The organism is Microbacterium sp. lyk4-40-TSB-66 (genome assembly GCF_030209475.1).
Classification (GTDB): domain Bacteria; phylum Actinomycetota; class Actinomycetes; order Actinomycetales; family Microbacteriaceae; genus Microbacterium.
Genome location: NZ_JARVRW010000006.1, coordinates 61219 through 86089, shown reverse-complemented (window position 1 = coordinate 86089; position 24871 = coordinate 61219). Strand labels below are relative to the sequence as shown.

The 24871-nt window shown below is 70.2% G+C and carries 22 protein-coding genes; 6 read left to right on the top strand and 16 right to left on the bottom strand.

The features are described 5' to 3' along the window. Positions 1-12 precede the first annotated feature (12 nt). The 3 genes from QRO03_RS10570 to QRO03_RS10560 all read left to right on the top strand — a co-directional run bounded on the left by QRO03_RS10570 (position 13) and on the right by QRO03_RS10560 (position 3150). Positions 13-645 carry a TetR/AcrR family transcriptional regulator gene (locus QRO03_RS10570; protein WP_285137459.1) on the top strand — a complete coding sequence of 211 codons (633 nt, stop codon included), beginning with the start codon at positions 13-15 and terminating at the stop codon, positions 643-645. Between the two features lie 278 nt (positions 646-923). Continuing rightward, positions 924-1817, top strand: coding sequence for a shikimate dehydrogenase (locus QRO03_RS10565; RefSeq protein ID WP_285137458.1), 894 nt, complete (start codon positions 924-926; stop codon positions 1815-1817). A gap of 13 nt (positions 1818-1830) precedes the next feature. Next, positions 1831-3150: an MFS transporter gene (locus QRO03_RS10560; RefSeq protein WP_285137457.1), complete on the top strand. Its 1320-nt coding sequence runs from the start codon at positions 1831-1833 to the stop codon at positions 3148-3150. A gap of 246 nt (positions 3151-3396) precedes the next feature. On the opposite strand, the gene aroB is transcribed toward QRO03_RS10560, so the two are convergent. The 10 genes from aroB to QRO03_RS10510 all read right to left on the bottom strand — a co-directional run bounded on the left by aroB (position 3397) and on the right by QRO03_RS10510 (position 14710). Further along, complete coding sequence (gene aroB / locus QRO03_RS10555) at positions 3397-4473, bottom strand: 3-dehydroquinate synthase (protein WP_285137456.1); 1077 nt, start codon at positions 4471-4473, stop codon at positions 3397-3399. Next, positions 4470-5021: a shikimate kinase gene (locus QRO03_RS10550; protein WP_285137455.1), complete on the bottom strand. Its 552-nt coding sequence runs from the start codon at positions 5019-5021 to the stop codon at positions 4470-4472. The genes aroB and QRO03_RS10550 overlap by 4 nt, the downstream gene beginning before the upstream one ends. Continuing rightward, a complete protein-coding gene (gene aroC, locus QRO03_RS10545) occupies positions 5008-6234 on the bottom strand; it encodes a chorismate synthase (RefSeq protein WP_285137454.1) in 1227 nt (408 codons plus the stop codon). Before aroC ends, QRO03_RS10550 begins: the two co-directional genes overlap by 14 nt. A 4-nt stretch (positions 6235-6238) precedes the next feature. Then, positions 6239-7102, bottom strand: a complete 864-nt coding sequence (locus QRO03_RS10540) for a shikimate dehydrogenase family protein (RefSeq protein WP_350224133.1) — start codon at positions 7100-7102, stop codon at positions 6239-6241. Then, on the bottom strand, positions 7069-8778 hold the full coding sequence (mltG, locus tag QRO03_RS10535; protein ID WP_285137453.1) for an endolytic transglycosylase MltG: 1710 nt from the start codon (positions 8776-8778) through the stop codon (positions 7069-7071). The genes QRO03_RS10540 and mltG overlap by 34 nt, the downstream gene beginning before the upstream one ends. A 1-nt stretch (position 8779) precedes the next feature. Beyond that, entirely contained in the window at positions 8780-9253 is a 474-nt protein-coding gene (gene ruvX, locus QRO03_RS10530; protein WP_285137452.1) for a Holliday junction resolvase RuvX, read from the bottom strand. Further along, entirely contained in the window at positions 9250-11919 is a 2670-nt protein-coding gene (gene alaS, locus QRO03_RS10525) for an alanine--tRNA ligase (RefSeq protein ID WP_285137451.1), read from the bottom strand. The genes ruvX and alaS overlap by 4 nt, the downstream gene beginning before the upstream one ends. A gap of 64 nt (positions 11920-11983) precedes the next feature. After that, positions 11984-12328, bottom strand: coding sequence for an ATPase (locus tag QRO03_RS10520; RefSeq protein WP_285137449.1), 345 nt, complete (start codon positions 12326-12328; stop codon positions 11984-11986). A gap of 155 nt (positions 12329-12483) precedes the next feature. Further along, complete coding sequence (rpsD, locus tag QRO03_RS10515; RefSeq protein ID WP_285137448.1) at positions 12484-13113, bottom strand: 30S ribosomal protein S4; 630 nt, start codon at positions 13111-13113, stop codon at positions 12484-12486. Positions 13114-13300: 187 nt separating this feature from the next. After that, positions 13301-14710 (bottom strand): replication-associated recombination protein A, encoded by a 1410-nt coding sequence (locus QRO03_RS10510; RefSeq protein WP_285137447.1) that lies wholly within the window; start codon positions 14708-14710, stop codon positions 13301-13303. A gap of 127 nt (positions 14711-14837) precedes the next feature. Between QRO03_RS10510 and QRO03_RS10505 the strand changes: the two genes are divergently transcribed. The 3 genes from QRO03_RS10505 (at position 14838) to QRO03_RS10495 (ending at position 17597) form a co-directional block, all read left to right on the top strand. Further along, complete coding sequence (locus QRO03_RS10505; protein WP_285137446.1) at positions 14838-15149, top strand: dioxygenase; 312 nt, start codon at positions 14838-14840, stop codon at positions 15147-15149. Between the two features lie 579 nt (positions 15150-15728). Next, the gene (locus QRO03_RS10500) at positions 15729-16994 is read left to right on the top strand and encodes a DUF349 domain-containing protein (protein ID WP_285137529.1); all 1266 of its coding nucleotides are present in this window, start codon (positions 15729-15731) and stop codon (positions 16992-16994) included. A 63-nt stretch (positions 16995-17057) separates the two neighbouring features. Further along, entirely contained in the window at positions 17058-17597 is a 540-nt protein-coding gene (locus tag QRO03_RS10495; protein ID WP_285137445.1) for a type IV toxin-antitoxin system AbiEi family antitoxin, read from the top strand. Here the strand turns inward: QRO03_RS10495 and QRO03_RS10490 are convergent. The 6 genes from QRO03_RS10490 to ruvA all read right to left on the bottom strand — a co-directional run bounded on the left by QRO03_RS10490 (position 17584) and on the right by ruvA (position 24868). Next, positions 17584-19833 (bottom strand): RelA/SpoT family protein, encoded by a 2250-nt coding sequence (locus QRO03_RS10490; protein WP_285137444.1) that lies wholly within the window; start codon positions 19831-19833, stop codon positions 17584-17586. The two genes, QRO03_RS10495 and QRO03_RS10490, sit on opposite strands and share 14 nt — an antisense overlap. 110 nt (positions 19834-19943) lie before the next feature. Then, entirely contained in the window at positions 19944-20930 is a 987-nt protein-coding gene (gene secF, locus QRO03_RS10485) for a protein translocase subunit SecF (RefSeq protein WP_285137443.1), read from the bottom strand. After that, positions 20930-22639, bottom strand: coding sequence for a protein translocase subunit SecD (gene secD / locus QRO03_RS10480; RefSeq protein ID WP_285137442.1), 1710 nt, complete (start codon positions 22637-22639; stop codon positions 20930-20932). Before secD ends, secF begins: the two co-directional genes overlap by 1 nt. 48 nt (positions 22640-22687) lie before the next feature. After that, complete coding sequence (locus QRO03_RS10475) at positions 22688-23128, bottom strand: preprotein translocase subunit YajC (protein ID WP_285137441.1); 441 nt, start codon at positions 23126-23128, stop codon at positions 22688-22690. Positions 23129-23208: 80 nt separating this feature from the next. Continuing rightward, the gene (ruvB, locus tag QRO03_RS10470; protein WP_285137440.1) at positions 23209-24255 is read right to left on the bottom strand and encodes a Holliday junction branch migration DNA helicase RuvB; all 1047 of its coding nucleotides are present in this window, start codon (positions 24253-24255) and stop codon (positions 23209-23211) included. After that, entirely contained in the window at positions 24248-24868 is a 621-nt protein-coding gene (ruvA, locus tag QRO03_RS10465; protein ID WP_285137439.1) for a Holliday junction branch migration protein RuvA, read from the bottom strand. Before ruvA ends, ruvB begins: the two co-directional genes overlap by 8 nt. Positions 24869-24871: the final 3 nt, after the last annotated feature.

Sequence of the window (24871 nt, the reverse complement as noted above, 5' to 3'; positions counted from 1 at the left end):
TAGTCTGACCGAATGGCCGAGGCACGCAGAGACGCCGAGCGCACTCGCGCCGAACTGCTCTCCGTGGCGACCGAGGTCTTCGCCGAAGACGGCTTCTCGGGCGCTCGCGTCGACGAGATCGCCGCGCGCACCCGCACCACGAAGCGGATGATCTACTACTACTTCGGCGGCAAAGAGGGCCTCTACCGGGCCGTGCTCGAAGAGGCGTATCGTGGCATCCGCGAGGCGGAGAAGGCGATCGATGTCGATCACGCCGATCCCGTGGATGCCATCCGCGCCCTGGCCGAGCTGACGTTCGACCACCACGTGGGGCACGAGGCCTTCATCCGCCTGGTCGCGATCGAGAACATCCATCGGGGTGAGTTCATCCGTCAGATCGAGGGAGTCCGCACGCTCTCGCAGCCGGCCAAGGGCCTGCTCGACGAGATCCTGGAGCGCGGGCGCGAGGCCGGAGTCTTCCGCTCCGACGTCGACGCGATCGACGTGCACCTCGTGATCAGTTCGTACTGCGTGTTCCAGGTCGCCAACCAGTACACCTTCGGTCACCTCTTCGACGTCGACCTCGCCTCCCCCGAGCGTCGGGCGCACCTGCGCACCGCCCTCGGTGACGTGGTCGTTGGCTGGCTGACCGCGCCCGCGCGCTGACGCCCACGGCCCGTGTGAGGCTTGTTGAGTGTCCACGACACGCCGCTGGTGCGCGGTGGGTGCGGCGTGTTGTGGACGCTCAACGGGCTTCGGGCGGTGCTCGGCGTATCCCCCGGCAGGCGAGGAAGCACGACGCCGACGTCCTGCGACGCGGGCGAGCTCACGGCGGGCGCCGAGGCGCGGCATCCGGGATCCGTCGTTGACAGCGCGCCGCGCTCGTGGTTTCCTCTGAACGTACCGGTTAGTACATAACCGGCCCACGGACACGAAGGAGTACCGTGATCGACGCGCACCCCTACCTCGTCGGCCTCATCGGCACCGGGGTCCTCCCCTCGCTCACCCCGCCGATGCACATGGCCGAAGCGCGCGCCCTCGGGATGACCTACGTCTACCGCCCGCTCGACCTCACGGCCCTCGGCATCGACCCCGAGCGCATCGGCGACGTCCTCGCCTGGGCGGAACGCCTCGGCTACGACGCCGTCAACGTCACCCACCCCTGCAAGCAGAGCGTGCTCGCCCACCTCGACCGTATCGACCCGGTCGCCGCCGCCCTCGGTGCGGTGAACACCGTGCTGTTCACGCCCACCGGGCGGGTCGGCCACAACACCGACACCACCGGCTTCGCGGCCGCGTTCGTCGACGGGCTTCCGGATGCCGAGACCCGGCACGTCGTCCAGCTCGGCGCGGGAGGCGCGGGGTCGGCCGTCGCCGACGCCCTGCTGCGCCTGGGCACCGCGCGCCTGAGCATCGTCGACCTCGACCCCGTGCGCGCCGCCGCCCTCGCCGACGACCTGGCGTCGCGGCATCCGCTCGCCGTCGTCGACACCGCCCTGCCCGACCGGCTCGCCGACGTGCTCGCCGGTGCCGACGGCCTCGTGCACTGCACGCCGGTCGGCATGGCCGAGCACCCGGGACTCCCCCTCGACGCCGCCCTGCTGCGTCCTGAGCTCTGGGTCGCCGACATCGTCTACCGCCCGCTCGACACCGAACTCCTCATCACCGCGCGCGAGCGCGGTTGCCGCACCCTCAGCGGCGGACGCATGGCGGTCCACCAGGCCGTCGACGCGTTCGCCCTCATCACGGGGACGCGACCCGACCCCGACCGCATGACCACCCACTTCCTCGACCTCGTCGCCGCCGACACCACCGTCGGACCGGCCGTCGCCCGCTAAGGAGCAACCGTTCATGACCACCACCGCAACGACGCGGAAGACTCCCGTGAAGGCGGCCACCGCCAGCTTCATGGGCAGCGCCGTGGAGTACTACGACTTCTTCCTCTTCGGCTCCGCCGCCGCTCTCATCTTCCCGACGGTGTTCTTCCCCTCGGGCGACCAGGCGGCCCTCGTGATGTCGTTCGCGACCTTCGGGTTCGCCTACATCGCGCGTCCCTTCGGAGCCGTCATCCTCGGCCACTTCGGTGACCGCATCGGGCGCCAGAAGGTGCTGATGTTCACGCTGCTGCTGATGGGTCTGTCGACCTTCATCATCGGCTGTCTCCCCGGCTTCGCGCAGATCGGCTGGTTCGCGCCGGCCCTCCTGGTGCTGTGCCGACTCGCGCAGGGGCTGTCCGCGGCCGGCGAGCAGGCCGGGGCGTCGTCGCTGACGCTCGAGCACGCCCCCGACTCGCGTCGCTCCTTCTTCACGTCGTGGACCTTGACGGGCACGCAGGGCGGCCAGATCCTCGCCGCGCTCATCTTCATCCCCGTCGTCGCCCTGCCCGACGACATCAAGTTCTCGTGGGGCTGGCGCGTGCCGTTCTGGCTCAGCGCCGTGGTCGTGGTCGTCGCGTTCTTCATCCGTCGGAGCCTGCACGAGACCCCCGAGTTCGAGCAGGCGAAGGCCACCGGACAGATCGCCCGGATGCCGCTGGTGCCCCTGCTGAAGAACCACTGGCGCGACGTGCTCCGCGTGATCTTCTGCGCGTTCATCGCGGCCGTCTCCACCGTGTTCGGCACCCTCGCCATCGCCTACGGCAAAGAGGTCGGTCTCGCCGCCAGCGTGACGCTGTGGCTGGTCGTCGTCGCCAACGTGGTCGCGCTGTTCACCCAACCGCTGTTCGGCCGCCTCGCCGACCGCATCGGTCGCAAGCCCGTCTTCATCTACGGCGCGCTGTCGTCGGCGGTGTTCATGCCGTTCTACATGCTGTCGATGGGCGCCGGGAACGACCTGCTCACCTTCGGTCTGGCGATCCTGACGTTCTCGTGCGGTTACGCTGCGGCCAACGCCGTCTGGCCGTCGTTCTACGGCGAGATGTTCAGCACCCGCGTGCGCTTCTCGGGCATGGCGATCGGCACGCAGCTCGGCTTCCTGATGGCCGGGTTCGCGCCGAGCATCGTCGCCGCCCTCGGTGGTGGCGGTGCGGGCGGCTGGGTCGTCATCAGCATCTTCACCGCGGTGATCGCCGTCATCGCCTCGGTCAGTGCGTTGACCGCTCGCGAGACGAAGAACGTCCCCACCGACCAGCTCGGCCTCGCCGCCGAGCGTCGCGAGACCGTCTCGGTCTGATTCCGCACGCAGAACGGCCCCGACTCCACGTGGAGGCGGGGCCGTTCCGCGTGCCCGCCGCGGTGCGGCTGCGTCCGCGGGACGCAGCTCGCAGGGACGACGGTTCCTCGCGGAGAATGCGGCGGGTTCTGCGAGATCCGCGCGGATCCGCGAATCTGCGGGAGTATGCGAGCCCGGCGCGATCGCGAGACGACCCGACGTGGCGCGACCCCCGCACTCTCGCGCGACAGCCCGACGCGGTGCGAGCTACGCCCCGACCTCCTGGTACGCCGCGAACAGCAGCGACTCGTCGGGCGCCTGCAGCACGGTCGGGCGCGCCAGATCGTCGAGCACGATGAAACGCAGCATCGCTCCGCGGCTCTTCTTGTCGCGCTGCATGGTGGCCTTCAGCGTCTGGAACGCCCCGGCGCGGTAGGTCGTCGGCAATCCCAGCGATTCGAGAACGGTGCGGTGGCGTTGCGCGACGTCGTCGGAGAGACGCCCGGCCAGGCGCGACAGCTCGGCTGCGAACACCATGCCGACCGAGATCGCGGCACCGTGGCGCCAGCGGTAGCGCTCGGCGTGCTCGATCGCGTGGCCGAGCGTGTGCCCGTAGTTGAGGACTTCGCGCAGCCCCGCTTCGCGAAGGTCTTCGCCCACGACGCGCGCCTTCATGTCGACGGCCAGTTCGATGCACCGGCGGAACGCATCGCCGCGCGGGTCGACGATGCCCTCGGGATCGGCCTCGATGAGGTCGAGGATCTCCGGATGCCAGATGAACCCGGCCTTCACCACCTCGGCGAATCCGGCGGTCGCCTCGTTCTTCGACAGCGTGTCGAGCAGGTCGAGGTCGCAGACCACGGCGGTCGGGGGCCAGAACGCGCCGACGAGGTTCTTGCCCTCGGCGGTGTTGATCCCGGTCTTCCCGCCCACCGCGGCATCCACCATTCCGAGCACGGTCGTGGGGACCTGCACGAGGGCGACACCGCGCAACCAGGTCGCGGCGACGAAGCCGGCGAGGTCGGTGACGGATCCCCCGCCGAACCCGATGACGACGTCGGTGCGCGTGAAGTCCGCTTGGCCCATCACCTGCCAGCAGAACGCCGCCACCTCGACGCGCTTGCCGGCTTCGGCGTCGGGGATCTCGGCGAGCAGCACCTGCCGGTCGCCCATCAGCTGCGCCCGCAGCGCCTCGGCCTGCTTCGCGAGGGTCGGCGGGTGCACCACGAGCACCTTGCGGGCCGCCGCGGGCAGCTTCTCGCCCAGCGACGCGAGCAGTCCGCGGCCGATCGTGATGTCGTAGCCGGCGTCGCCGGCGACGCTGATGGTGGTGGTGTCGGTCATGCCGTCTCTCCGGCCGGCACACGGCGTGCCCAGGCCACGATGTCGTCGACGACGCGCACGAGCGGTCCCGACGAGGTGTCGAAGGTGATGTCGGCGGTCCGCTCGTACACGGATCTCCGCTCGTCGTAGATGCGCTGCCAGCGCGCGACGGGGTCCTCGCCGCCGAGCAGCGGACGCTCGTCGCCGTGGATCCGGGATGCCACGACATGCGGCGCCACGGTCAGCAGCACCACGCGGTGGGCGGTGAGCCGGTCCCTGGTCACCGGGTCGAGCACGGCGCCGCCGCCGAGGGCGACGACTCCGCCGCGGGCGAGAGCCTCGGCCACGGCTTCTCGTTCGAGGGCGCGGAAGTGGGGCTCGCCGTGGGCGACGAACAGGGCCGGGATGGGCCCGTGGTCGCGTACGACGAGCTTGTCGGTGTCGGTGAACGGCGTGCCCAGCGCGCGGGCGACGCGGCGGCCGACACTGGTCTTGCCCGCACCCATCGGTCCGATGAGCACGACGGCCGACCCGGGCGCCGCGTCGGGAGCGACCTCAGGCGAGGTCATGCGCGAGGAGCCCCGCGTCGGACGCGTCGGTCGTGCGCAGCGTCTCGGGCAGATTCGCGAGGTAGGTCTCGAGGTTGCGACGCGTCTCGACGATGTTGTCGCCGCCGAACTTGTCGAGCACGGCGTCCGCGAGGGTGACCGCGACCATCGCCTCGGCCACGACGCCGGCGGCCGGCACGGCGCACACGTCGGATCGCTGGTGGTGGGCCGCGGCGGTGTCGCCGGTGGCGACGTCGACCGTGCGCAGGGCCTTGGGGATCGTGGCGATCGGCTTCATGCCGGCGCGCACGCGCAGCACGGTGCCGGTCGACATCCCGCCCTCGGTGCCGCCCGCGCGGTCGGACGAGCGCGTGATGCCCTCCCCCGTGGCGAACAGCTCGTCGTGGGCCTGCGACCCGCGACGGGTCGTGGTGAGGAAGCCGTCGCCGACCTCGACGCCCTTGATGGCCTGAATGCTCATCAGGGCGTGCGCGAGCTTGGCATCCAGTCGGCGATCCCACTGCACGTGCGAGCCCAGCCCCGGCGGCAGGCCGTAGGCGAGCACCTCGACGATGCCGCCGAGCGTGTCACCGGCTTTCTTGGCGTCGTCGACCTCGGCCACCATGGCGGCGCTGGTCTCGGGGTGGAAGCAGCGCAGCGGGTCGGCGTCGAGCAGGTCGACGTCGTCGGGGGTCGGGAACGCGGCGTCGTCGGGCACGCGCACGGGGCCGATCGAGAGGGTGTGGCTCACGAGGCGGATACCGAGCTCGTTCAGGAACGACCGCGCGATGGCGCCGAGGGCGACGCGCGCCGCGGTCTCGCGGGCGGAGGCGCGCTCGAGGATCGGACGCGCCTCGTCGAAGCCGTACTTCTGCATGCCCACCAGATCAGCGTGGCCCGGACGCGGACGCGTGAGGGCCGCACCGCGGCCGCGCGAACGGTCGGACAGCTCGATCGGTTCGGGGCTCATGACCTCGGTCCACTTCGGCCACTCGGTGTTGCCGATGCGCAGGGCGATCGGGCTTCCTATCGTGAAGCCGTGCACGATGCCGGTCGAGAGCGTGAGCTCGTCCTCCTCGAACTTCATCCGCGACCCGCGACCGTAACCCAGGCGGCGCCGCGCGAGTTCGGCGCGGATCTGCGCGGATGAGACGGGGACGCCGGCCGGCATCCCCTCCATGAGGGCGATCAGTTCGGGGCCGTGGGACTCGCCGGCCGTGAGAACGCGAAGCATTCCCCTAGTCTCCCACGAGCGCGGTCCGCATCGCGGACAGCGCCGCGTCCTCGCCGTCGAGCGGGCGATCGGGGTCGCCCCGCACGAAGACGCGCACCTGCAGGAGCGCCTGGTGCAGCAACATTCCGAGACCGTCGTGCGCGGCGACGCCGGCACGGCGCCACGCCTGGGCGAGGGGCGTGGGCCATCCGCCGTAGACGACGTCGACGAGGGGACCGGATCCGGATGCCAGGAGGTCGGCGACCGGGCCGAGGTCGGTCCCTCCGGGGAGAGCGGCGATGGTGGCGTCGACCGAATCGATCGTGTCGTCGTCGATCGCGCGGACGCTCAGCTCCACGCCGAGCGCATCGCCGAGCGCACGGAGGGGCTCGGCGGCTTCCGGGCGGCGTGCGCGCACCTCGATGAGCTGCGCGCCCACGCGGGCGGCGGAGACGACGGCCGACGTGGCCGTCGCCCCGGCGCCCAGCACGCGCACCGCGCCCGGTGCGTGCACGCCGATCTCCGCGAGGGCGCGGGCGAGTCCCCCGACGTCGGTGTTGAAGCCGTGCGGTCCGTCGTCGGTGAGCAGGAAGGTGTTGACCGCGCCCGTCCGGCGCGCGTCACTGTCGAGGGATCGGGCCGTCCGCGCGGCGACCGTCTTCAGCGGCATCGTGAGCGAGAGACCGCGCCAGGTGGCATCCAGGTCGGCGAGGTGATCGGCGAACGCGTCGGCCGTCACCTGCCGGCGCCCGTACTCCCAGTCCAGCCCGAGCACGCCGTACGCCGCCGCGTGCAGCCGGGGCGACCGCGAGTGCGAGATCGGGTCGCCCCAGACGGCCAGGCGCGTGGGGCCGGTCAGCATCCCGAGTTCGGGTTGTCGGAGCACCACGCCCGCCACTGGGCGACCGCCTTCTCGTGCTCGCTGTACGTCGAGGTGAAGACGGTCTCGCCGGTGTCGAGGTTGACCGTCACGAAGTACAGCCACGGGCCGTCGGCGGGCTTCATCGCGGCGTCGATCGCGAGATCGCCCGCGTTCGCGATGGGTCCGATCGGCAGGCCCGGGTACATGTAGGTGTTCCACGGGTTGTCGCTGTTTCGCGCCTCCTCCGACGTGCTGACCGTTCCGCTGCCCATCTCCCCGGCGCCGTACTGGACCGTGGAATCCATCTCGAGCTTGCCGAACGTCTCCTGGTTGGAGGGCTGGAGACGGTTCTCGATGACGCGCGAGACCTTGTAGAAGTCTTCGCTGCTGCGGGCTTCCCGCTCGATGATCGAGGCGATGATGAGGATCCGCTCGCGGTCGGCCTCGGGCACACCCGCGGCGTCGAGCGACTGCACGGTGCGCTTGACCATCGTGTCGATGACCTGCGTGGCGGTGACACCCTCGTCGAAGTCGTACGTGGCAGGGAAGATCCAGCCCTCGAGCGTGGAGGCCGGCACGCCGTACTGCGACGGGTCGGCGACGGCCGCGTCGAGGTCGGCGCGTGCGAGGCCGAGCTGCTCGGAGATGAGATCGAGCGACTGCGCGAGCGTCAGTCCCTCGCGCAGCTGCACCGAGTAGTCGAGGCGGTTCTCGGGCAGGCGGAGGGCGGCGAGCACGGCTTCGGAGGTCATCTGCTGCTGCAGCTTGTACACCCCGGGCTGGAAGGTGAAGGCGACCGAGTTGTCGACCATGTACTTGTACAGCGAGTTCGACGCCTTCGTGACGCCGGCCTCGAACATCTTCGGGGAGACCGATTCGCCGGTGTCGCCCGCGACGATCGTGACGCGGGTCTCACCGGTGGCCTGTCCGGCCTCGAAGTCGACCGGTTCTTCCTCACCGAGGAAGGCCTGCACGCGGTCGCCGTAGGTGTTCCACAGAGCCATCCCGCCGCCGGCGATGCCGCCGATCAGGAGGACGACGACGGCGAGGGCGATCCACCGGCCGACGTGTCGGCGTTTCCGCGACGGCCGGGGCGCGGCCTGACCGATGTCGTGCGTGGTGGTCTGGCCCGTGAAGAGCTGCTCGAGGGATCCGGATGCCGCCGGCCCCGGGGCCGATGTCGCGGTGGCGGAGGCGGCACCGACGCCCACGAGCGCGGGCTCGCGCGCGGAGTCCTCGCGCGTGGAGTCGACGTCGCGCGACGGGGCACTGCCTCGGCGCGGACCGGGCGCTGCCTCGCGTCCGCCCACGGTGCGGCGCGATCCCGCGGCCGGCGCGGCGTCGCGCGGACGGGAGGGGACGTCTCGGGGCTCAATGCCGGATGCCGGGTCGCTGCTGCGGACGGCGGGTCGCAGTGCGGCTTCCGGAGAGGTCCCGGCGTCGGAGCCGGCGACCTGAGCGTCTGGGATAGGTGCGGGTTCGCCGGGGGCGGGGGCGGACGGCGTGTCGTCGGGGGCTCGACGAGCGGCGTCGGGCCCCGCGTTCTCCGGGGCGGCGGGTGCATCGCCTCCGGCCGCGCGGGCCTCGCGGGCGGCGCGGCGCGAGGGCGGAGCGTCGTCGGCGCGTGCCCCCTTGCGCGGGTCGGGCAGACGCCCGTAGAGGTCGGCGAACGGATCGCTCTCGGGCGGCTGATTCTCGGGCATGTCAGGCGGGCTCCTGTCCCGGTGATACGGCGGGTCCGGCCGGCTCACCGGACTGTCGCTCCACGTCGAGCGCCTGCTGCAGCAGCACCACAGCGGCGACTTGGTCAACAATGCTACGAGAGTCACGCTGGGAACGGCCTGCCTCTCGCAGAACGCTGTGCGCCGACACGGTGCTGAGACGCTCGTCGACGAGCCTCACGGGCATCGGCAGGGCCGCCGCGAGCGCTTCCGCGAAGCCCCGTGCGTCGGTCGTCGACGGCGTGTCCTCTCCGCGGAGGTTCAGCGGCAGACCGACGAGCACCTCGAACGCCTCGTACTCGGCCGCGAGGGCCGCGATGCGACGCACCGGTTCGCCCTTTCGCGGCACCGTCTCGACGGGAACGGCGAGCACCCCGTCGGGGTCCGACCGCGCCACGCCCACACGGGCGCGCCCGACATCGATCCCCAACCGGATGCCGCGCCGGAACGCCGTCACGCGGTGGTCGCCCGCACGTCCGCGACGATGCCCTCGAGGGCCTGCGGCACGGCCGCGGCATCCGTTCCCCCGCCCTGGGCCACGTCGGGGCGACCGCCGCCGCCTCCGCCGAGGACGCCGGCGGCACCCTTCGCCAGAGCGCCTGCGGCCAGGCCGCGTTCGCGAGCGGAGTCGTTCGTGACGACGACGACCGTGGCGCGACCGCCGGTGACGCTGGCCAGGGCGACGACCGCGGGGTCGGAGCCCAGGCGGTCGCGCACCTGCAGAGCGAGCGAGCGTACGTCGTCGGCCGACGCCCCCTCGCCCAGGCTCTGGGCGACGACGCGGACCGTGCCGACGGCGACGGCCGACTCGACCAGCTGCGGCAGTCGCCCGGTGAGGGCCTGCGCTTCGAAGGCGGCGATCTTCTTCTCGGCGGCCTTCAGGCTCGCCGCCAGCTCCGAGATGCGGGTGGTCAACTGCTCGCGAGGGGTCTTGAGCGATGTCGACAGCTGCGACACGATCGCGCGCTCGGCGGCGAGGTCGCGGAAGGCGTCGAGGCCGACGAGGGCTTCCACGCGCCGGTTGGAGGCCCCGACCGACTGTTCGCCGACGAGGTTGACCAGACCGATCTCGGAGCTCCGGGCGACGTGGGTGCCACCGCAGAGTTCGCGCGACCAGGGTCCGCCGACGTCGACCATGCGCACCGTGTCGCCGTACTTCTCACCGAACAGCGCCATGGCGCCCGCGGCCTTGGCTTCGTCGAGCGACATCACGCGCGTGGTCACCTCGAGGTTGTCGCGCACGGCGTTGTTGGCGATGTCCTCGATCTCGGTGCGGGTCTCGGGCGACAGGGCGGAGCCCCAGCTGAAGTCGAACCGCATGTAGCCGGCGCGGTTGAGCGAACCGGTCTGCGTCGCCGTCTTGCCCAGGGTGTCGCGGATCGCGGCGTGCACGAGGTGCGTCGCGGTGTGGGCCTGCTGGGCCGAGTGGCGGTTCAGTGCGTCGACGACGGTCGTCGCCGGGGCGCCGACCGACACCTCGCCGGTGGTGACCTCGACGGTGTGGCTGATCAGGCCCGGCACCGGACGCTGCACGTCGAGCACTTCGAGCGCGTAGCCGGGGCCGACGATGGAGCCCTTGTCGGCGACCTGCCCGCCCGACTCGGCGTAGAGGGCGGTCTCGGCGGTGATGATCTCGGCGATCTGGCCCTCGGAGGCGCGATCGGTGCCGTGACCAGCGATCAGGATGCCGAGGACCTTCGACTCCGTCTCCAGCTCGGTGTAGCCGGTGAACACCGTTTCGCCGAGGGCGCGGAACTCGCGGTAAGCGCTCTGATCGGCGATGGCGCCCTTACGGGCACGGGCGTCGGCCTTGGCTCGGGTGCGCTGTTCGAGCATGAGCTGGTCGAAGGAGCCGCGGTCGACGGTGAGGCCCGCCTCCTCGGCGATCTCGAGGGTCAGGTCGATGGGGAACCCGTAGGTGTCGTGGAGGAGGAACGCCTCGGATCCCGACAGGGTGGTGCCGCCGCCGGTCTTCGCCTCGGCGACGGACTGGTCGAGGATGGCGGACCCGGCCGCGAGGGTGCGCAGGAAGGTCTGCTCCTCGGCGATGGCATAGGCCGAGAGGCGGGCGTAGTCCGCCTCGACCTCGGGGTAGGACTCCTTCATCGCGTCGCGTGACGCGGCGAAGAGCTCGGGGAACGTGGCGCCCTCGACACCCAGCAGGCGCATCGAGCGGATGGCACGGCGCATGATGCGGCGCAGGATGTAGCCGCGACCCTCGTTCGAGGGGGTCACGCCGTCGGCGAGCAGCATGAGGGAGGAGCGCACGTGGTCGGCGACGATGCGCAGACGCACGTCGTCTTCGTGGGACTCGTGGCCGTAGGACTTGTTCGCGAGCGTCGCCGCGAGGTCGAGCACCGGGCGCACCTGGTCGGTCTCGTACATGTTGTCGACGCCCTGCTTGATGAACGCGATGCGTTCCAGACCCATGCCGGTGTCGATGTTCTTCGCGGGGAGCTCGCCGGCGATGTCGAAGTCGTACTTGGAGCGGACGTTCGTGATCTCGTACTGCATGAACACGAGATTCCAGATCTCGACGTAGCGGTCGTCGTCGGTGGCAGGACCGCCGTCGATGCCGTAGTCGGGTCCGCGGTCGAAGAAGATCTCCGAGCAGGGGCCCGCGGGGCCTGGGAGGCCGGTCGACCAGTAATTCGTGTCCTTGCCGAGTCGCTGGATGCGTTCCTCGGGCAGGGGGGTGAGGGAGCGCCAGAGGTCGTGCGCCTCATCGTCCTCTTCGTAGACGGTGACCCACAGGTCTTTCGGGTCGAAGGCGAGACCGCCCTCCGACTCGGGGCTGGTCAGCAGCTCCCACGCGAAACGGATGGCGTCCTCTTTGAAGTAGTCGCCGAACGACCAGTTGCCCAGCATCTGGAAGAAGGTGCCGTGGCGCGGGGTCTTGCCGACCTCTTCGATGTCGTTGGTGCGGATGCACTTCTGCACGTCCGCCGCGCGCGGGTAGGGCGGCGGCACGACGCCGCTGAGGTACGGGATGAAGGGCACCATGCCCGCCACGGTGAAGAGCAGGGCCGGGTCGTCGGTCACGAGCGAGGCCGAAGGGACGATCGTGTGATTCTTCTTCTCGAAGAAGTCGAGGAAGCGCTGGGCGATCTCGGCGGTTTTCATGGCGGGTCTTTCCGTGCGCGTGCGCGCCTCGTCCCGCGGCGGCGGGGCGGAGGTCGCAGAGAGGTCAGTCGGAGGGCGAAACGGTCTTCTTGGCCGCGGCGGCGGCACTGCCGACGGCGTCGGTGGCGTGGTCCACGGCTTCCGCGACGTGACCCGCCGCCGAGGCGGCGACACCCTTGGCGTCGTCGAGGATGTCCGACAAGCGGGTCTCCTGCTCGTGGTAGGCATCGCTCATGTGGTCGGTGAACTCGCCGATGCGGGAGTCGAGCTGCGCGAGCAGCTCCTGCCCGCGGGGGTCTTTGTTGACGAGGTGGGCGGCGACGAATCCGCCGGCGATACCCAACGCGAACCAGACGAGGCTTTTCACGATCACCACTTCTTCCTCGATACGACGCCGCGTTCGCGGCATCCTTCATCGTAGGCGACGGCCCCTGTGCACCGCGCGCGAGTCGATGCGGAGGATTGTGGGACGCGGGCCTCGCCGCCGTGCGCTCCGCGCAGGAGCGCGAGTCGAAACGACGAAGGGCGCCGGGGGAACCCCGACGCCCTTCTCTGCTCGCTGGATCAGCGGGCGGCGTAGTACTCGACGACGAGCTGCACGTCACAGGTGACGGGCACTTCGGCGCGCTTGGGACGACGGAGCAGGCGCGCCTGCAGCGTCGAGAGGTCGACCTCGAGGTAGCCCGGAACGGGGGGCAGAACCTCGGCGTGACCACCGGCGGCGGCGACCTGGAAGGGCTCGAGGCCCTCGCTCTTGGTCTTGACGTGGATCAGCTGACCGGCCTTGACGCGGAACGACGGGCGGTCCACGAGCTGACCGTCGACCATGATGTGGCGGTGCACGACGAGCTGGCGAGCCTGCGCGGTGGTGCGGGCGAAGCCCGAACGCACGACGAGGGCGTCCAGACGCATCTCGAGCAGCTCGACCAGGTTCTCACCGGTCAGGCCGTCGGTGCGGCGGGCCTCGTTGAACGCGATGCGCAGCTGCTTCTCGCGGATGCCGTACTGCTCGCGCAGACGCTGCTTCTCACGGAGACGGACGGCGTAGTCGCTGTCGGCCTTGCGCTTGGTGCGGCCGTGCTCGCCGGGAGCGTAGGGACGCTTCTCGAGGTAGCGGGCGGCCTTGGGGGTGAGTGCGACGCCGAGGGCGCGCGACAGACGCACCTTGCGGCGGTCCTGAGACTTCGTGGTCACGAAGTTCTCCTTCCGATGACGTGGCCGCGCCTTTCACGGCTCACGGGCGTATCGCCCCCTTCCGCCCGATCCGAAGCGCACGCCGGGGCGCACCGGAAGGTGATCACAGGAAGGAGGGGATGCCCGAAAACCCTGTTTCGAGCCGGTTCATGCTATCAGAGCCCACCGGAAGGCCCGGGTGCGGCGCTCAGGTGCCGTCGAGGATGCGACGGATCTTCTCCAGCCGCGTCGATACGTCGCGCTCGGCGCCGTGGTTCGTGGGCTCGTAGTACCGGCGGCCGCGCAGCTCGTCGGGAAGATACTGCTGCGTCACGATCCCGATCTCGCTGTCGTGGGCGTACTTATATCCCTTGCCGTGGCCGAGACGCTTCGCACCGGGGTAGTGCGCGTCGCGCAGGTGCATCGGCACGCGGCCGAAGCCCCCCGCACGGACGTCGGCGATCGCGGCGTTGATGGCGTTGTACGCCGCGTTCGACTTCGCTGTCGTGGCGAGGTAGACGGTCGCCTCGGCGAGGGGGATGCGTCCCTCGGGCATGCCGATGAAGGCGACGGCGTCGGCGGCGGCGACGGCGATCTGCAGCGCCTGGGGGTCGGCCATGCCGATGTCTTCGGCGGCGGAGATCACGAGGCGACGCGCGATGAAACGCGGGTCTTCCCCGGCCTCGATCATGCGCGCGAGGTAGTGGATCGCCGCATCCGGGTCGGAGCCGCGCACCGACTTGATGAACGCGCTGATGACGTCGTAGTGCTCGTCGCCCTGGCGGTCGTAGCGCAGGAGGGCGCGATCGACGGCCTGGGCGATGTGATCGGCCGTGATGACCGTCGGGGGTGCGGTGCCGTCACCGGCATCCGTACGGGGGTCCTCGTCTTCGTCGTCGTCGGTCTCGCCTGCGGCGGGGGCGGGGGCTCCCGCGTCGAGGTCTCCCGCGACGGCGGCGGCCGCTTCGAGGGCGGTGAGCGCTCGGCGGGCGTCTCCCGAGGCCAGGCGTACCAGGGCGGCGCGGGCGTCGTCGTCGAGCTCCACCCTTCCGGCGAGGCCCCGCGGATCGCGCACGGCGCGGTCGACGAGCGCTCCGAGGTCGTCGTCGCCGAGCGGGCGCAGCGTCAGCAGGAGCGAGCGCGACAACAGCGGCGAGATGACCGAGAACGAGGGGTTCTCGGTCGTCGCGGCGATGAGCACGACCCACCCGTTCTCGACACCCGGCAGCAGCGCGTCCTGCTGCGCCTTGGTGAAGCGGTGGATCTCGTCGAGGAAAAGAATCGTCGACTGTCCGTAGAGGTCGCGCTGCGTCAGGGCCTCCTGCATGACTTCGCGCACGTCTTTCACGCCCGCCGTGATCGCGGACAGTTCGACGAAACGCCGCCCCGACGACCGGGCGATCGCCTGGGCGAGCGTGGTCTTGCCCGTGCCGGGCGGACCCCACAGGATGACGGAGACGGCGGAGACGGATGCCGAGGAGTCCGTCGTGGCGAGGGTGACGAGTGGTGAACCGGGACGCAGCAGATGTCCCTGCCCGGCGACCTCGTCGAGGCTCGCCGGCCGCATGCGCACGGCGAGCGGCGTCTGGCCCTGGAAGAGCGCCGAAGAAGGGGTCACCGCTCAAGGCTAACCGGGGGCTCCGACAACGGACCCGTCCCCGCCGCCGCCCGCGGTGGGCGGACGAGGAGACGACGGTTCCGGTGTTTGTAGGATCGACGAGTCCGGACGGGCAGAGGAGGTCGACGTGGCGACGCGCGGAAATGATCGACAGACGCGGGAGCAGCGTGAGCGCGCCCGCGCCTACCAGGCTCGCGTCGAGCTGCACGAACGGCAGGGACGCCGGCGCACGCGCGACAATGCGATCGCGCCCGTCGTGGGCCTCGTCGTCATCCTCGGCGCGATCGGTGCGCAGACCGCCTACTTCGTCGCCGGACCCGGGATGCCCGCGCCGGAGCCCACGTCGACCCCTGCCCCGAGCACCCCCGCGCCGAGCACCCCCGCGACCGAGACCCCGGCGACCCCGGCACCGGATGCCACGGAGTCCACCGCACCCTGATCCTGTGTCGACGGGGCCGCTCGTACTAGGCTCGGAGGGTCCTTCTCCCCCAGGCGGCTCTGCCGCGATGAGGTGCTATTCGTGTCTTCCGCTTCCACCCCCGAGACCTCCGACCCGCGCGACGCCGCGAGCAACGTCGAGGCCGACGATTCCTCCACGACCGAGGTGCTGACCGACGACGTCTCCACCGCCGGTGAGCAGACGGCTTCCGCCGCCGGTGTCGCCGCCGACGCGGTGCCCGACAGCGACCCGAGCGCCGGGGGCGAGCCCGTCCCGGACGACGAGGCCGCCGCCGCCGAATCGCTCGAGGGCGAGCCCGTCGCCGACGTCGAGACGGTCGCAGACGAGCCCGTCGCCGACGTCGAGACGGTCGCAGACGAGCCCGTCGCCGATGCGGAGACCGCAGCCGAGGCCGAGGCCCAGGAGCCCGAGACCGCCGCCGCAATCGACGCCGAGCCCGCCGGCGACACCGAGACGGCCGCTGACGAGCCCGCTGCGGACGCGGAATCCGCGCAGGATGCCGAGCCGGCTCCCGCCGCACCCTCCCCCGCACAGCCGGCGGCCCGCCCCGGCCCCCGTCTGCCCGGACCGCCCCCCGGGGCGACGGCGTCGAAGACCACGACCCCGCCGTGGGGTCGCGTCGACGACGACGGCACCGTGTCGGTCCGCGAAGGAGACGACTGGCGCGAGGTCGGCCAGTACCCCGACGGCACGCCCGCCGAGGCCCTCGCGTACTTCCAGCGCAAGTTCTCCGACCTGGCCGGCGAGGTCACGCTGATCGAGACCCGTCACCGCCGCGGTGGTGCATCGGCGTCCGATCTGCGCTCCACCGCGAAGACGCTGCGCGCGAAGCTCGACGGCGCTGCGGCCGTGGGCGATCTGGCCGCCCTCATCGCCCGCGTCGACGCCCTCACCGCCGAACTCGCCGAGGCCAGTGAGACCGAGGCCGTCGCCGCCAAGCAGGCGAGCGAAGAAGCCGTGCGCGAGCGCACCGCGATCGTCGAAGAAGCCGAGGCCCTCGCGGCCCGCGATCCGCAGACCGTGCAGTGGAAGCAGATGACCGCCGACATGACGGCGCTGTTCGACCGGTGGCAGGCACACCAGCAGAACGGCCCGCGCCTGTCGAAGTCGACCGCCCAGCAGCTGTGGCGTCGCTTCCGCGACGCACGCGCCACGGTCGACCGTCACCGCCGCGAGTTCTTCTCGTCGCTCGATGAGACGCACAAGTCCGCCCGCGAGGCCAAGACGCGTCTGGTCGAGCGTGCCGAGGCGCTCGCTCCGCGCGGCGAAGACGGGATCAACGCCTACCGCGACCTGCTCGACGCGTGGAAGGCGTCGGGACGTGCGGGCCGCAAGGTCGATGACGCGCTGTGGGCGCGCTTCAAGGCCGCCGGCGACGCCCTCTACGGGGCGCGCATCGAGCGCGAGTCCGCGGAGAGTGAGGCGTCGATCGAGAAGATCGAGCAGAAGCGCGCTCTTCTCGAGGAGGCGGCCACGATCGTCGACGAGAAGAACCTCGCGACCGCCCGTCAGAAACTGACCGCGATCCAGCGTCAGTGGGACGAGATCGGACGCATCTTCCCGCGCGACAAGGAACGCACCCTCGACGACGAGCTCCGCAAGATCGAGCAGAGCGTGCGCACGCGCGAAGACGCCGACTGGAAGCGCAACGATCCCGAGCAGAAGGCCCGCGCCAACGACATGACGCGTCAGCTGACCGACGCGATCGACAAGCTCGAGGCCGAGGTCGCCGAGGCCGAAGCCCGCGGCGACAAGCGCGCCGTAGCGCAGGCCAAGGAGGCCCTCGAGGCGCGTCGCACCTGGCTGCGCGCGCTCGGCGGCTGATCGGTTCTCCACAGGTCCGACGCTCCGGCGTCCTGGGCGACATCACCCCGCCACACTGACGGGATGGTGTCGCCCTTCCTGTTCTTCGTCGACGAGCGACTCTCGCTCGCCGAACTGTCCGCCGCCTGCCTCGACGGCCTGCTCGTACCCCTCGGCGAGGGGTTCATGCCCGCCGACGCCGCCGAGACGCCGTGGATGCGCGCCCGCAGTCTGCTTCCCCTGCTGGGCGATCGGTGGGCTGCCGTGCGTGCCAGTGCGGCGTGGATCCACGGGGCGGTGTCCGAGGAGCCGACGCCGCACCACGTGCAGAGGGCGGGGGCGACACGTGCGCGTGCGCGTTCCGACGCCCGCACCGTCTTCCACGACGTGCGTCTGGAGCCCGTCGACGTGTGCGCGGTCGCGGGCGTGCACGTGAGCTCGCCCGGGCGGACGCTCGTCGACCTCGCCCGCTCCGACGACGGCGCCGACCAGGCGCTCGCGCGCACCTGGGCGGTCGCCGATCCGCTCGTGCGCGGCGCGGCCGAACAGTGGCTCGCGCGGCATCCGCGATTCCCTCACGGACGACGCGCGGCGCTCCTGCTGTCGGGGGTTACGACGAGGTGACGCGATAGACGTCGTAGACGGCGTCGATGCGCCGGACGGCGTTCAGCACGCGGTCGAGGTGCACGGTGTCGCCCATCTCGAAGACGAACTTGCTGAGGGCCAACCGGTCGTTCGTGGTCGACACCGTCGCCGACAGGATGTTGACGTGATGCTCGCTGAGCACCCGCGTGACGTCGCTGAGCAGCCCCGAGCGGTCGAGGGCCTCGACCTGGATCTGCACGAGGAAGACGCTCTTGGTCGTTGGAGCCCACTCGACCTCGATCAGACGGTCGGGCTCCTCTTTGAGCGCGCGCACGTTGGTGCAGTCGCCGCGGTGCACGGAGACGCCGCTGCCTCGGGTCACGAATCCGACGATCTCGTCGCCGGGGACCGGGGTGCAGCACTTCGCGAGCTTCACCAGGATGTCGGGGGCACCGCGCACGAGCACGCCGGAGTCGCCGCCACGCGGAGCCCGGCTGCGTCCGACGGGGATGTCGATGGGACCGGTGTTGGTCTCTTCGACGCTGACCAGGGCCGTGACCTTCTCGATCACCGACTGGGTCGAGACGTGTCCCTCGCCGACCGCGGCGTACAGTGCCGAGACGTCCTCGTAGTGGAAGAGTCTCGCGACCTCGGTGAACGAGTCCTGGCTCATCAGGCGCTGCAGCGGGAGGTTCTGTCGGCGCATCGCGCGGGCGATGGAGTCCTTGCCCTGCTCGATCGCCTCTTCGCGACGCTCCTTCGTGAACCATCCGCGGATCTTGTTGCGCGCGCGCGTGCTCTTGACGAAGCCCAGCCAGTCCTGGCTGGGGCCGGCGTCGGGGTTCTTCGAGGTGAAGACCTCGACCACGTCGCCGCTCTGCAGTGTCGACTCCAACGGAACGAGACGCCCGTTGACCTTGGCCCCCATGGTGCGGTGGCCGATCTCGGTGTGCACCGCGTAGGCGAAGTCGACCGGTGTCGCACCGGTGGGAAGACCGACGACACGGCCCTTCGGGGTGAAGACGTAGACCTCTTTCGCGCCGATCTCGAACCGCAGAGAGTCGAGGAACTCCCCCGGATCAGCGGTCTCCGCCTGCCAGTCGGAGATGTGGGCGATCCACGCCATGTCGGCGTCGACGGCCTTGGCATCCGACTTCGTGCCGGCCATGCGCTCTTTGTACTTCCAGTGCGCGGCGACACCGAACTCGGCCTGCTGGTGCATCTCGTGCGTGCGGATCTGGATCTCGACGGTGCGTCCGCCGGGACCGATGACCGTGGTGTGGAGCGACTGGTAGAGGTTGAACTTCGGGGTCGCGATGTAGTCCTTGAAGCGGCCGGGCAGCGGCGTCCACCGGGCGTGGATCGCGCCGAGCACGGCGTAGCAGTCGCGCACGGTACCCACCAGGATGCGGATGCCGATGAGGTCGTAGATGTCGTCGAACTCGCGACCTCGCACGACCATCTTCTGGTACACGGAGTACAGCTGCTTCGGCCGTCCCATGACGCGGCCGCGCACGCGCAGCTCGCGCAGGTCGGCGTCGACGGCGTCGATGACGTTCTGCACGTACTGCTCGCGCTGCGGGGTGCGCTGCTTGACGAGGCTTTCGATCTCGGCGTAGAGCTTGGGGTGCATCACGGCGAACGAGAGGTCTTCGAGCTCGCTCTTGATGGCCTGGATGCCGAGGCGGTGCGCGAGCGGCGCATAGATCTCGAGCGTCTCGGTGGCTTTCTTCGCCGCCTTGTGCGGGGGGACGAAGCCCCAGGTGCGCGCGTTGTGCAGGCGGTCTGCGAGCTTGATGAGCAGGACGCGGATGTCTTTCGACATCGCCACGATCATCTTGCGGACGGTCTCGGCCTGGGCGCTGTCGCCGTACTTGACCTTGTCGAGCTTGGTGACTCCATCGACCAACATCGCCACTTCGTCGCCGAAGTCGGCGGCGAGTTCGTCGAGGGGATAGCCGGTGTCCTCCACCGTGTCGTGCAGGAGGGCGGCCGCGATCGCCTTGGGGCCGAGGCCGAGTTCGGCGAGGATCTGCGCCACCGCGAGCGGGTGGGTGATGTACGGCTCACCGCTCTGACGCTTCTGACCGTCGTGCGCCTTGTCGGCGACGGCATAAGCCCGCTCGATGATCGCGAGATCGCCCTTGGGGTGATGAGTGCGTACGGTGCGCAACAGCTTGTCGACGTCGTCGCGGCGGGCCGCGCGGGAGAAGATGCGCGGAACGAGGCGTCGCAGAGAAGACGGCGGCGGCGCGGAAGACGTGGTCTCGGTCATCGCCACCTCTCCCTAGGGCCGTTCTTCCCAGTCTACGCCCCGACAGGTGAGGCCCCGACATGCTGTCGGGGCCTCACCGGGGAACGGGGTGCTGTGATGCGGGTCCGGCCTCAGGCCGGAACCCCTGCCTTCTCGCGAGCGGCTCGCACGCGCGCGTCGCGCTGGGCCACCGGCTGCTCCTTCTCGCGCAGGAGGGCGTACATCGGCACGGCGACGAACAGCGTGGAGTACGCCGCGACGATGGTTCCGACGAAGATCGACAGCGAGATGTCGCTCAGCGTGCGGGCGCCCAGGGGCACGCCGATGAAGAGGATCGCGCCGACCGGCAGGATCGCGACCACGGTGGTGTTGATCGAGCGGATGAGCGTCTGGTTGGCGGCGAGGTTGACCGACTCCGCGAACGTGCGGCCGGATATCTCGCCGTCCTCCCGGGTGTTCTCGCGCACCTTGTCGAAGACGACGGTGGTGTCGTACAACGCGTACGAGAGGATCGTCAGGAAGCCGATGACGGCGGCCGGCGAGATCTCGAACCCGAAGACGGCGTACACGCCGATGGTGATGACGAGCACGTCGACGAGACCGATGATCGCCGCGACGGACATCTTCCACGTGCGGAAGTAGATCGCGAGGATCAGGAACGTCAGCGCGAGGAAGATCGACAGACCCCACAGCGACTGGCGCGTGACGTCGTTGCCCCAGGTCGGGCCGATGAACGAGTTCGTGATCTCGGACGACGGCACGTCGTACGCGGTGGCGAGGGCGGCCGACACGGCCTGGGCCTCGTCGTTGTCGAGCTGGTCGGTCTGGACGCGTACGGCCTGGTCGTTGATCGTCGACACGCGCGTGGTGGCACCCGGGAGAACCGAGGTGACGGCCCCCGTCGCGAGCGACTGGTCGAGGGAGGCCGGGTTCGACACGGTGAACTGCGCACCGCCGGTGAACTCGATGGAGAACTGCACCGGGCGGAACAGCGGCACGAGCGCGGCACCGATGACGAGCACCGCGGCGATGATGAACCACAGGCGGCGACGCTGCACGAACGGGAAGGAGGTCTTTCCCGAATAGAGGTCGTTACCGAGTTGCGTCATGGAGCGCATCAGTCGTCTCCCTCCTTCGTGGAGCGGCTATCGCCGCGGCCGGCGGCAGCGAGCTCGGCCTGCTTGCGTTCCGCGATGGTCTGACGGCGCTGGGCCTCGCCACGCGACCGCTTGACGCGTGACGCGTCGGCGACGGGGGCGCGGAACTGGGCGCGTCCGCGGTAGACGGCTCCCAGCGCGTGGGGGTCCATACCGGAGAGCGGGTGGCCCGAGCCGAAGAACCGGGTGCGGGCCAGGAGCTGCATGACCGGGTGGGTGAACAGGATGAAGATCAGGATGTCGATCGCCGTCGTCAGACCCAGGGTGAATGCGAAGCCCTTCACCGTGGCATCCGCGAGGATATACAGCACGACCGCGGCCAGGATGTTGATCGACTTCGAGATGTAGATCGTGCGCTTCGCGCGGGCCCAGCCGTCTTCGACAGCCGCCGTGATCGACTTGCCGTCGCGCAACTCGTCTCGGATGCGCTCGAAGTAGACGATGAACGAGTCCGCGGTGAAGCCGATAGTGACGATCAGACCCGCGACGCCGGCGAGCGACAGACGGAACCCGGCCCGCCATGCCAGGATGCACAGCGCCACGTACGTCAACACCGCCATGACGCCGAGCGAGGCGATGATCACGGTGCCGAGGGCGCGGTAGACGATGAGCGAGTAGATCGCGACCAGGCCGAGGCCGATGAGGCCGGCGATGAATCCGATCTGCAGCTGCTGCGATCCGAGGGTGGCCGAAACGGTGTCGGAGCTGACCACGGTGAAGCTCAACGGAAGGGCACCGTACTTCAGCTGGTCGGCGAGAGCCTTGGACGACTCCTGCGTGAAGCTGCCGGTGATGCTCGGACGGCCGTCGAGGATGGTCCCCTGCATGACGGGCGCCGAGAGCACCGAGCCGTCGAGGACGAACGCGAACTGATTGAGCGGCGGCTGCAGGGCCACCAGGCGCTGGCTGATCTCGCCGAAGGTCTGGGTGCCCTGGTCGTTGAAGACGAGGTTCACGGCCCAGCGGCCCGTGTTCTGCTCCTGACCGTTGGTCGCGTCGGTGATGTCGGTGCCGTTGAGCTCGACGGGCCCGAGGATGTACTTTCCGCCGTCTTCGATGCCGCACGTGATCATGGGCTGGTCGGCCGGAGCCTCGGCGGGGTTCGACGGGGGGTTCGCGCAGTCGTACGCGAGGAACTCCGCCTGCAGTGCCGGCGTGATGTACGCAGGATCGCTGGCATCGGTCGGTGCGGCGGTCGGTGTCGACGGCAGCGCGGGATCAGGCGTGGGGTACGGCGTCGAGGTGCCGTCGGCGCCGACGAACGAGGTTCCCTGCGCACCGGTGAAAAGCACCGGACGCAGCTGCAGCTGCGCGGAGCTCTGAATGCGCTCGCGTGTGGCCTCGTCGGCCTGGCCGGGGATCTGCACGACGATGTTGCGGCCACCCTCGGTCGCGACGTCGGTCTCACCGACACCGGAGGCGTCGACGCGCTGGCGGATGATCGTGACGGCCTGCTGCAGCTGCTCGCTGTCGGGCGCTGCGCCGTCGGTGGTCTGGGCCTGCAGGATGATCTGCGTGCCGCCCTGGAGGTCGAGGGCGAGGTCGGGGGTCCAGGAACTGGCATTGAAGGTGTACACACCCAGGGCGTTGATGCCGAACAGCACGCCGGTGATGGCGAGCAGTCCGGTCAATACGCGCCAGGCATGACGGACAGGAGTCGAGGGCGCCACGGAGTCGGCTTTCTGTGCGGCGGTGAACGAGAAGGAGTGGGGAGGCGATCAGACTGCGGGGCGGTCCTTGTCGTCGCGCTCGATGTCGACGGTGTTCTGGCGCGCGGCGCGCTTGTCGTCGCTGATCGAAGTGGTGTCGCCGTCGGCGACACCCGCGATGTACTCGGCCTCGGACTCTTCGGCCTCGATGAACTCGTCTTCGGTGACGGCTCCCTCGATCGGGTCGACGATGCGCAGCACGGCCTGGCTGTGCACCTTGATGACGATGCCGGGGGCGATCTCGACGAGCGCGGGCTTGTCGAGGTCTTCGCCGTCGTACTCGACGATGGTGCCGTACAGGCCACCCTGCAGCAGCACCTCGGCGCCGGGGACGGTGTCGCGGGCCTTCTTCTCCTGCTCGGCCTTCTGCTTCTTCATGCGGCGACGCGAGCTCACGAACATGAAGACGAGCAGGCCGGCTAGCAGAAGGGGAAGGAGGAGACTGTCCATGGAGGCGGTGCACCTTTCAAATCAGGCGCGCCGTGCGGCACTGCCTAGCGAGGGTCGGGGAATCCCCCGCCGAGTATAGGTCATACGCCCTGGCTGAACCGGAGCAGGCCGTCGGGGTGGGGGGCGCCGAGGTGGTCGTAGGCGTCGGGTGTCGCCACGCGGCCGCGGGGCGTGCGCCCCATGAATCCGATGCGCACGAGGTAGGGCTCGACCACCGATTCGATGGTCTCGGGCTCCTCGCCGACGGCGACGGCGAGTGTGCTCAGACCCACCGGACCCCCGCGGAAACGACGGACGAGGGCGTCGAGCACCGCACGGTCGAGGCGGTCGAGGCCGATCGAATCGACGTCGTAGAGATCGAGCGCGGCTCCGACCGTGCGGAGGTCGGCGTGGCCGTCGTCGGCGCCGGCGGAGGGGCCGTGCACGACGAGGTAGTCGCGAACGCGACGCAGAAGGCGGTTGGCGATACGGGGTGTGCCGCGGGAGCGGCGGGCGATCTCTGAACGAGACGTGCCCGGGAGTCCCACGTCGAGCATGGACGCCGAGCGCGAGACCACCAGCTCGAGCTCCTCGGGCTCGTAGTACTCCAGGTGGGCGGTGAATCCGAAGCGGTCGCGCAGCGGGTTGGGCAGGAGGCCCGCTCGCGTGGTGGCACCCACGAGGGTGAACGGGGACAGGTCGAGGGGGATGCTCGTCGCACCCGCGCCCTTGCCGACCATGATGTCGATGCGGAAGTCCTCCATCGCGAGGTACAGCATCTCTTCGGCCGAGCGCGCCATGCGGTGGATCTCGTCGATGAACAGCACCTCGCCCGGTGTCAGCGACGACAGCAGCGCGGCGAGGTCGCCCGCGTGCTGGATGGCCGGACCGCTCGAGAGGCGCAACGGACGGCCGCTCTCGTGGGCGACGATCATCGCGAGCGTCGTCTTGCCCAGGCCCGGTGGGCCCGACAGCAGGATGTGGTCGGGCGAGCGCTGCTGGATGCGGGCGGCGTCGAGCAGGAGCTGCAGCTGCGCCCGCACTTTGTGCTGACCGACGAATTCAGCGAGCGAGACGGGGCGCAATGCCCCCTCGATCGCCAGCTCGGTCTCGTCGTCGGGCGTGCCGGCGTCGCGGACGTCAGCCACCCACGGTCTCCTTGCGTGTCGGGCCGAGCAGAGCCAGCGTGAGGCGGAGAAGGGCCTGCACCGACGCGCGGTCGCCCTCGGAGGCGCTCTCGGCGACGGATGCCACGGCTTCGGCCGCGGTGCGTTCGCTCCATCCGAGCCCGATCAGCGCCTGCGTGACCTGCACGGGGACCTGCCCGTGCGCGCGGACGGCGGCGGGAGCGGTCGCCGGGACGACGGCGAGTTTGCCCGCGAGCTGCACGACGATGAGCTTGGCGGTCTTGGGGCCGATGCCCGACACGCGCCGGAAGGGCGCATCGTCGTCGTCGGCGACGGCCTGGGCGATCTGCGGCACCGTCAGCGACGACAGCACGCCGAGGGCGGACTTTGGTCCGACGCCCGTCACGCTGATGAGCTGCGTGAAGACGGTCAGCTCTTCGCGACTCTCAAAACCGAACAGCGACAGGGCGTCTTCGCGCACGATCAGGTTCGTGTGCAGGTGCACATCTGATCCGACGTGAACCGTGCGCGCCAACTGCGAGGTGACGGCGACCGAGAAGCCGACACCGCCCACCACGACCACGAGCGAGTCGTCGGCGACGTGGGCCGCCGTCCCGTGCAGCGAAGAAATCATGTA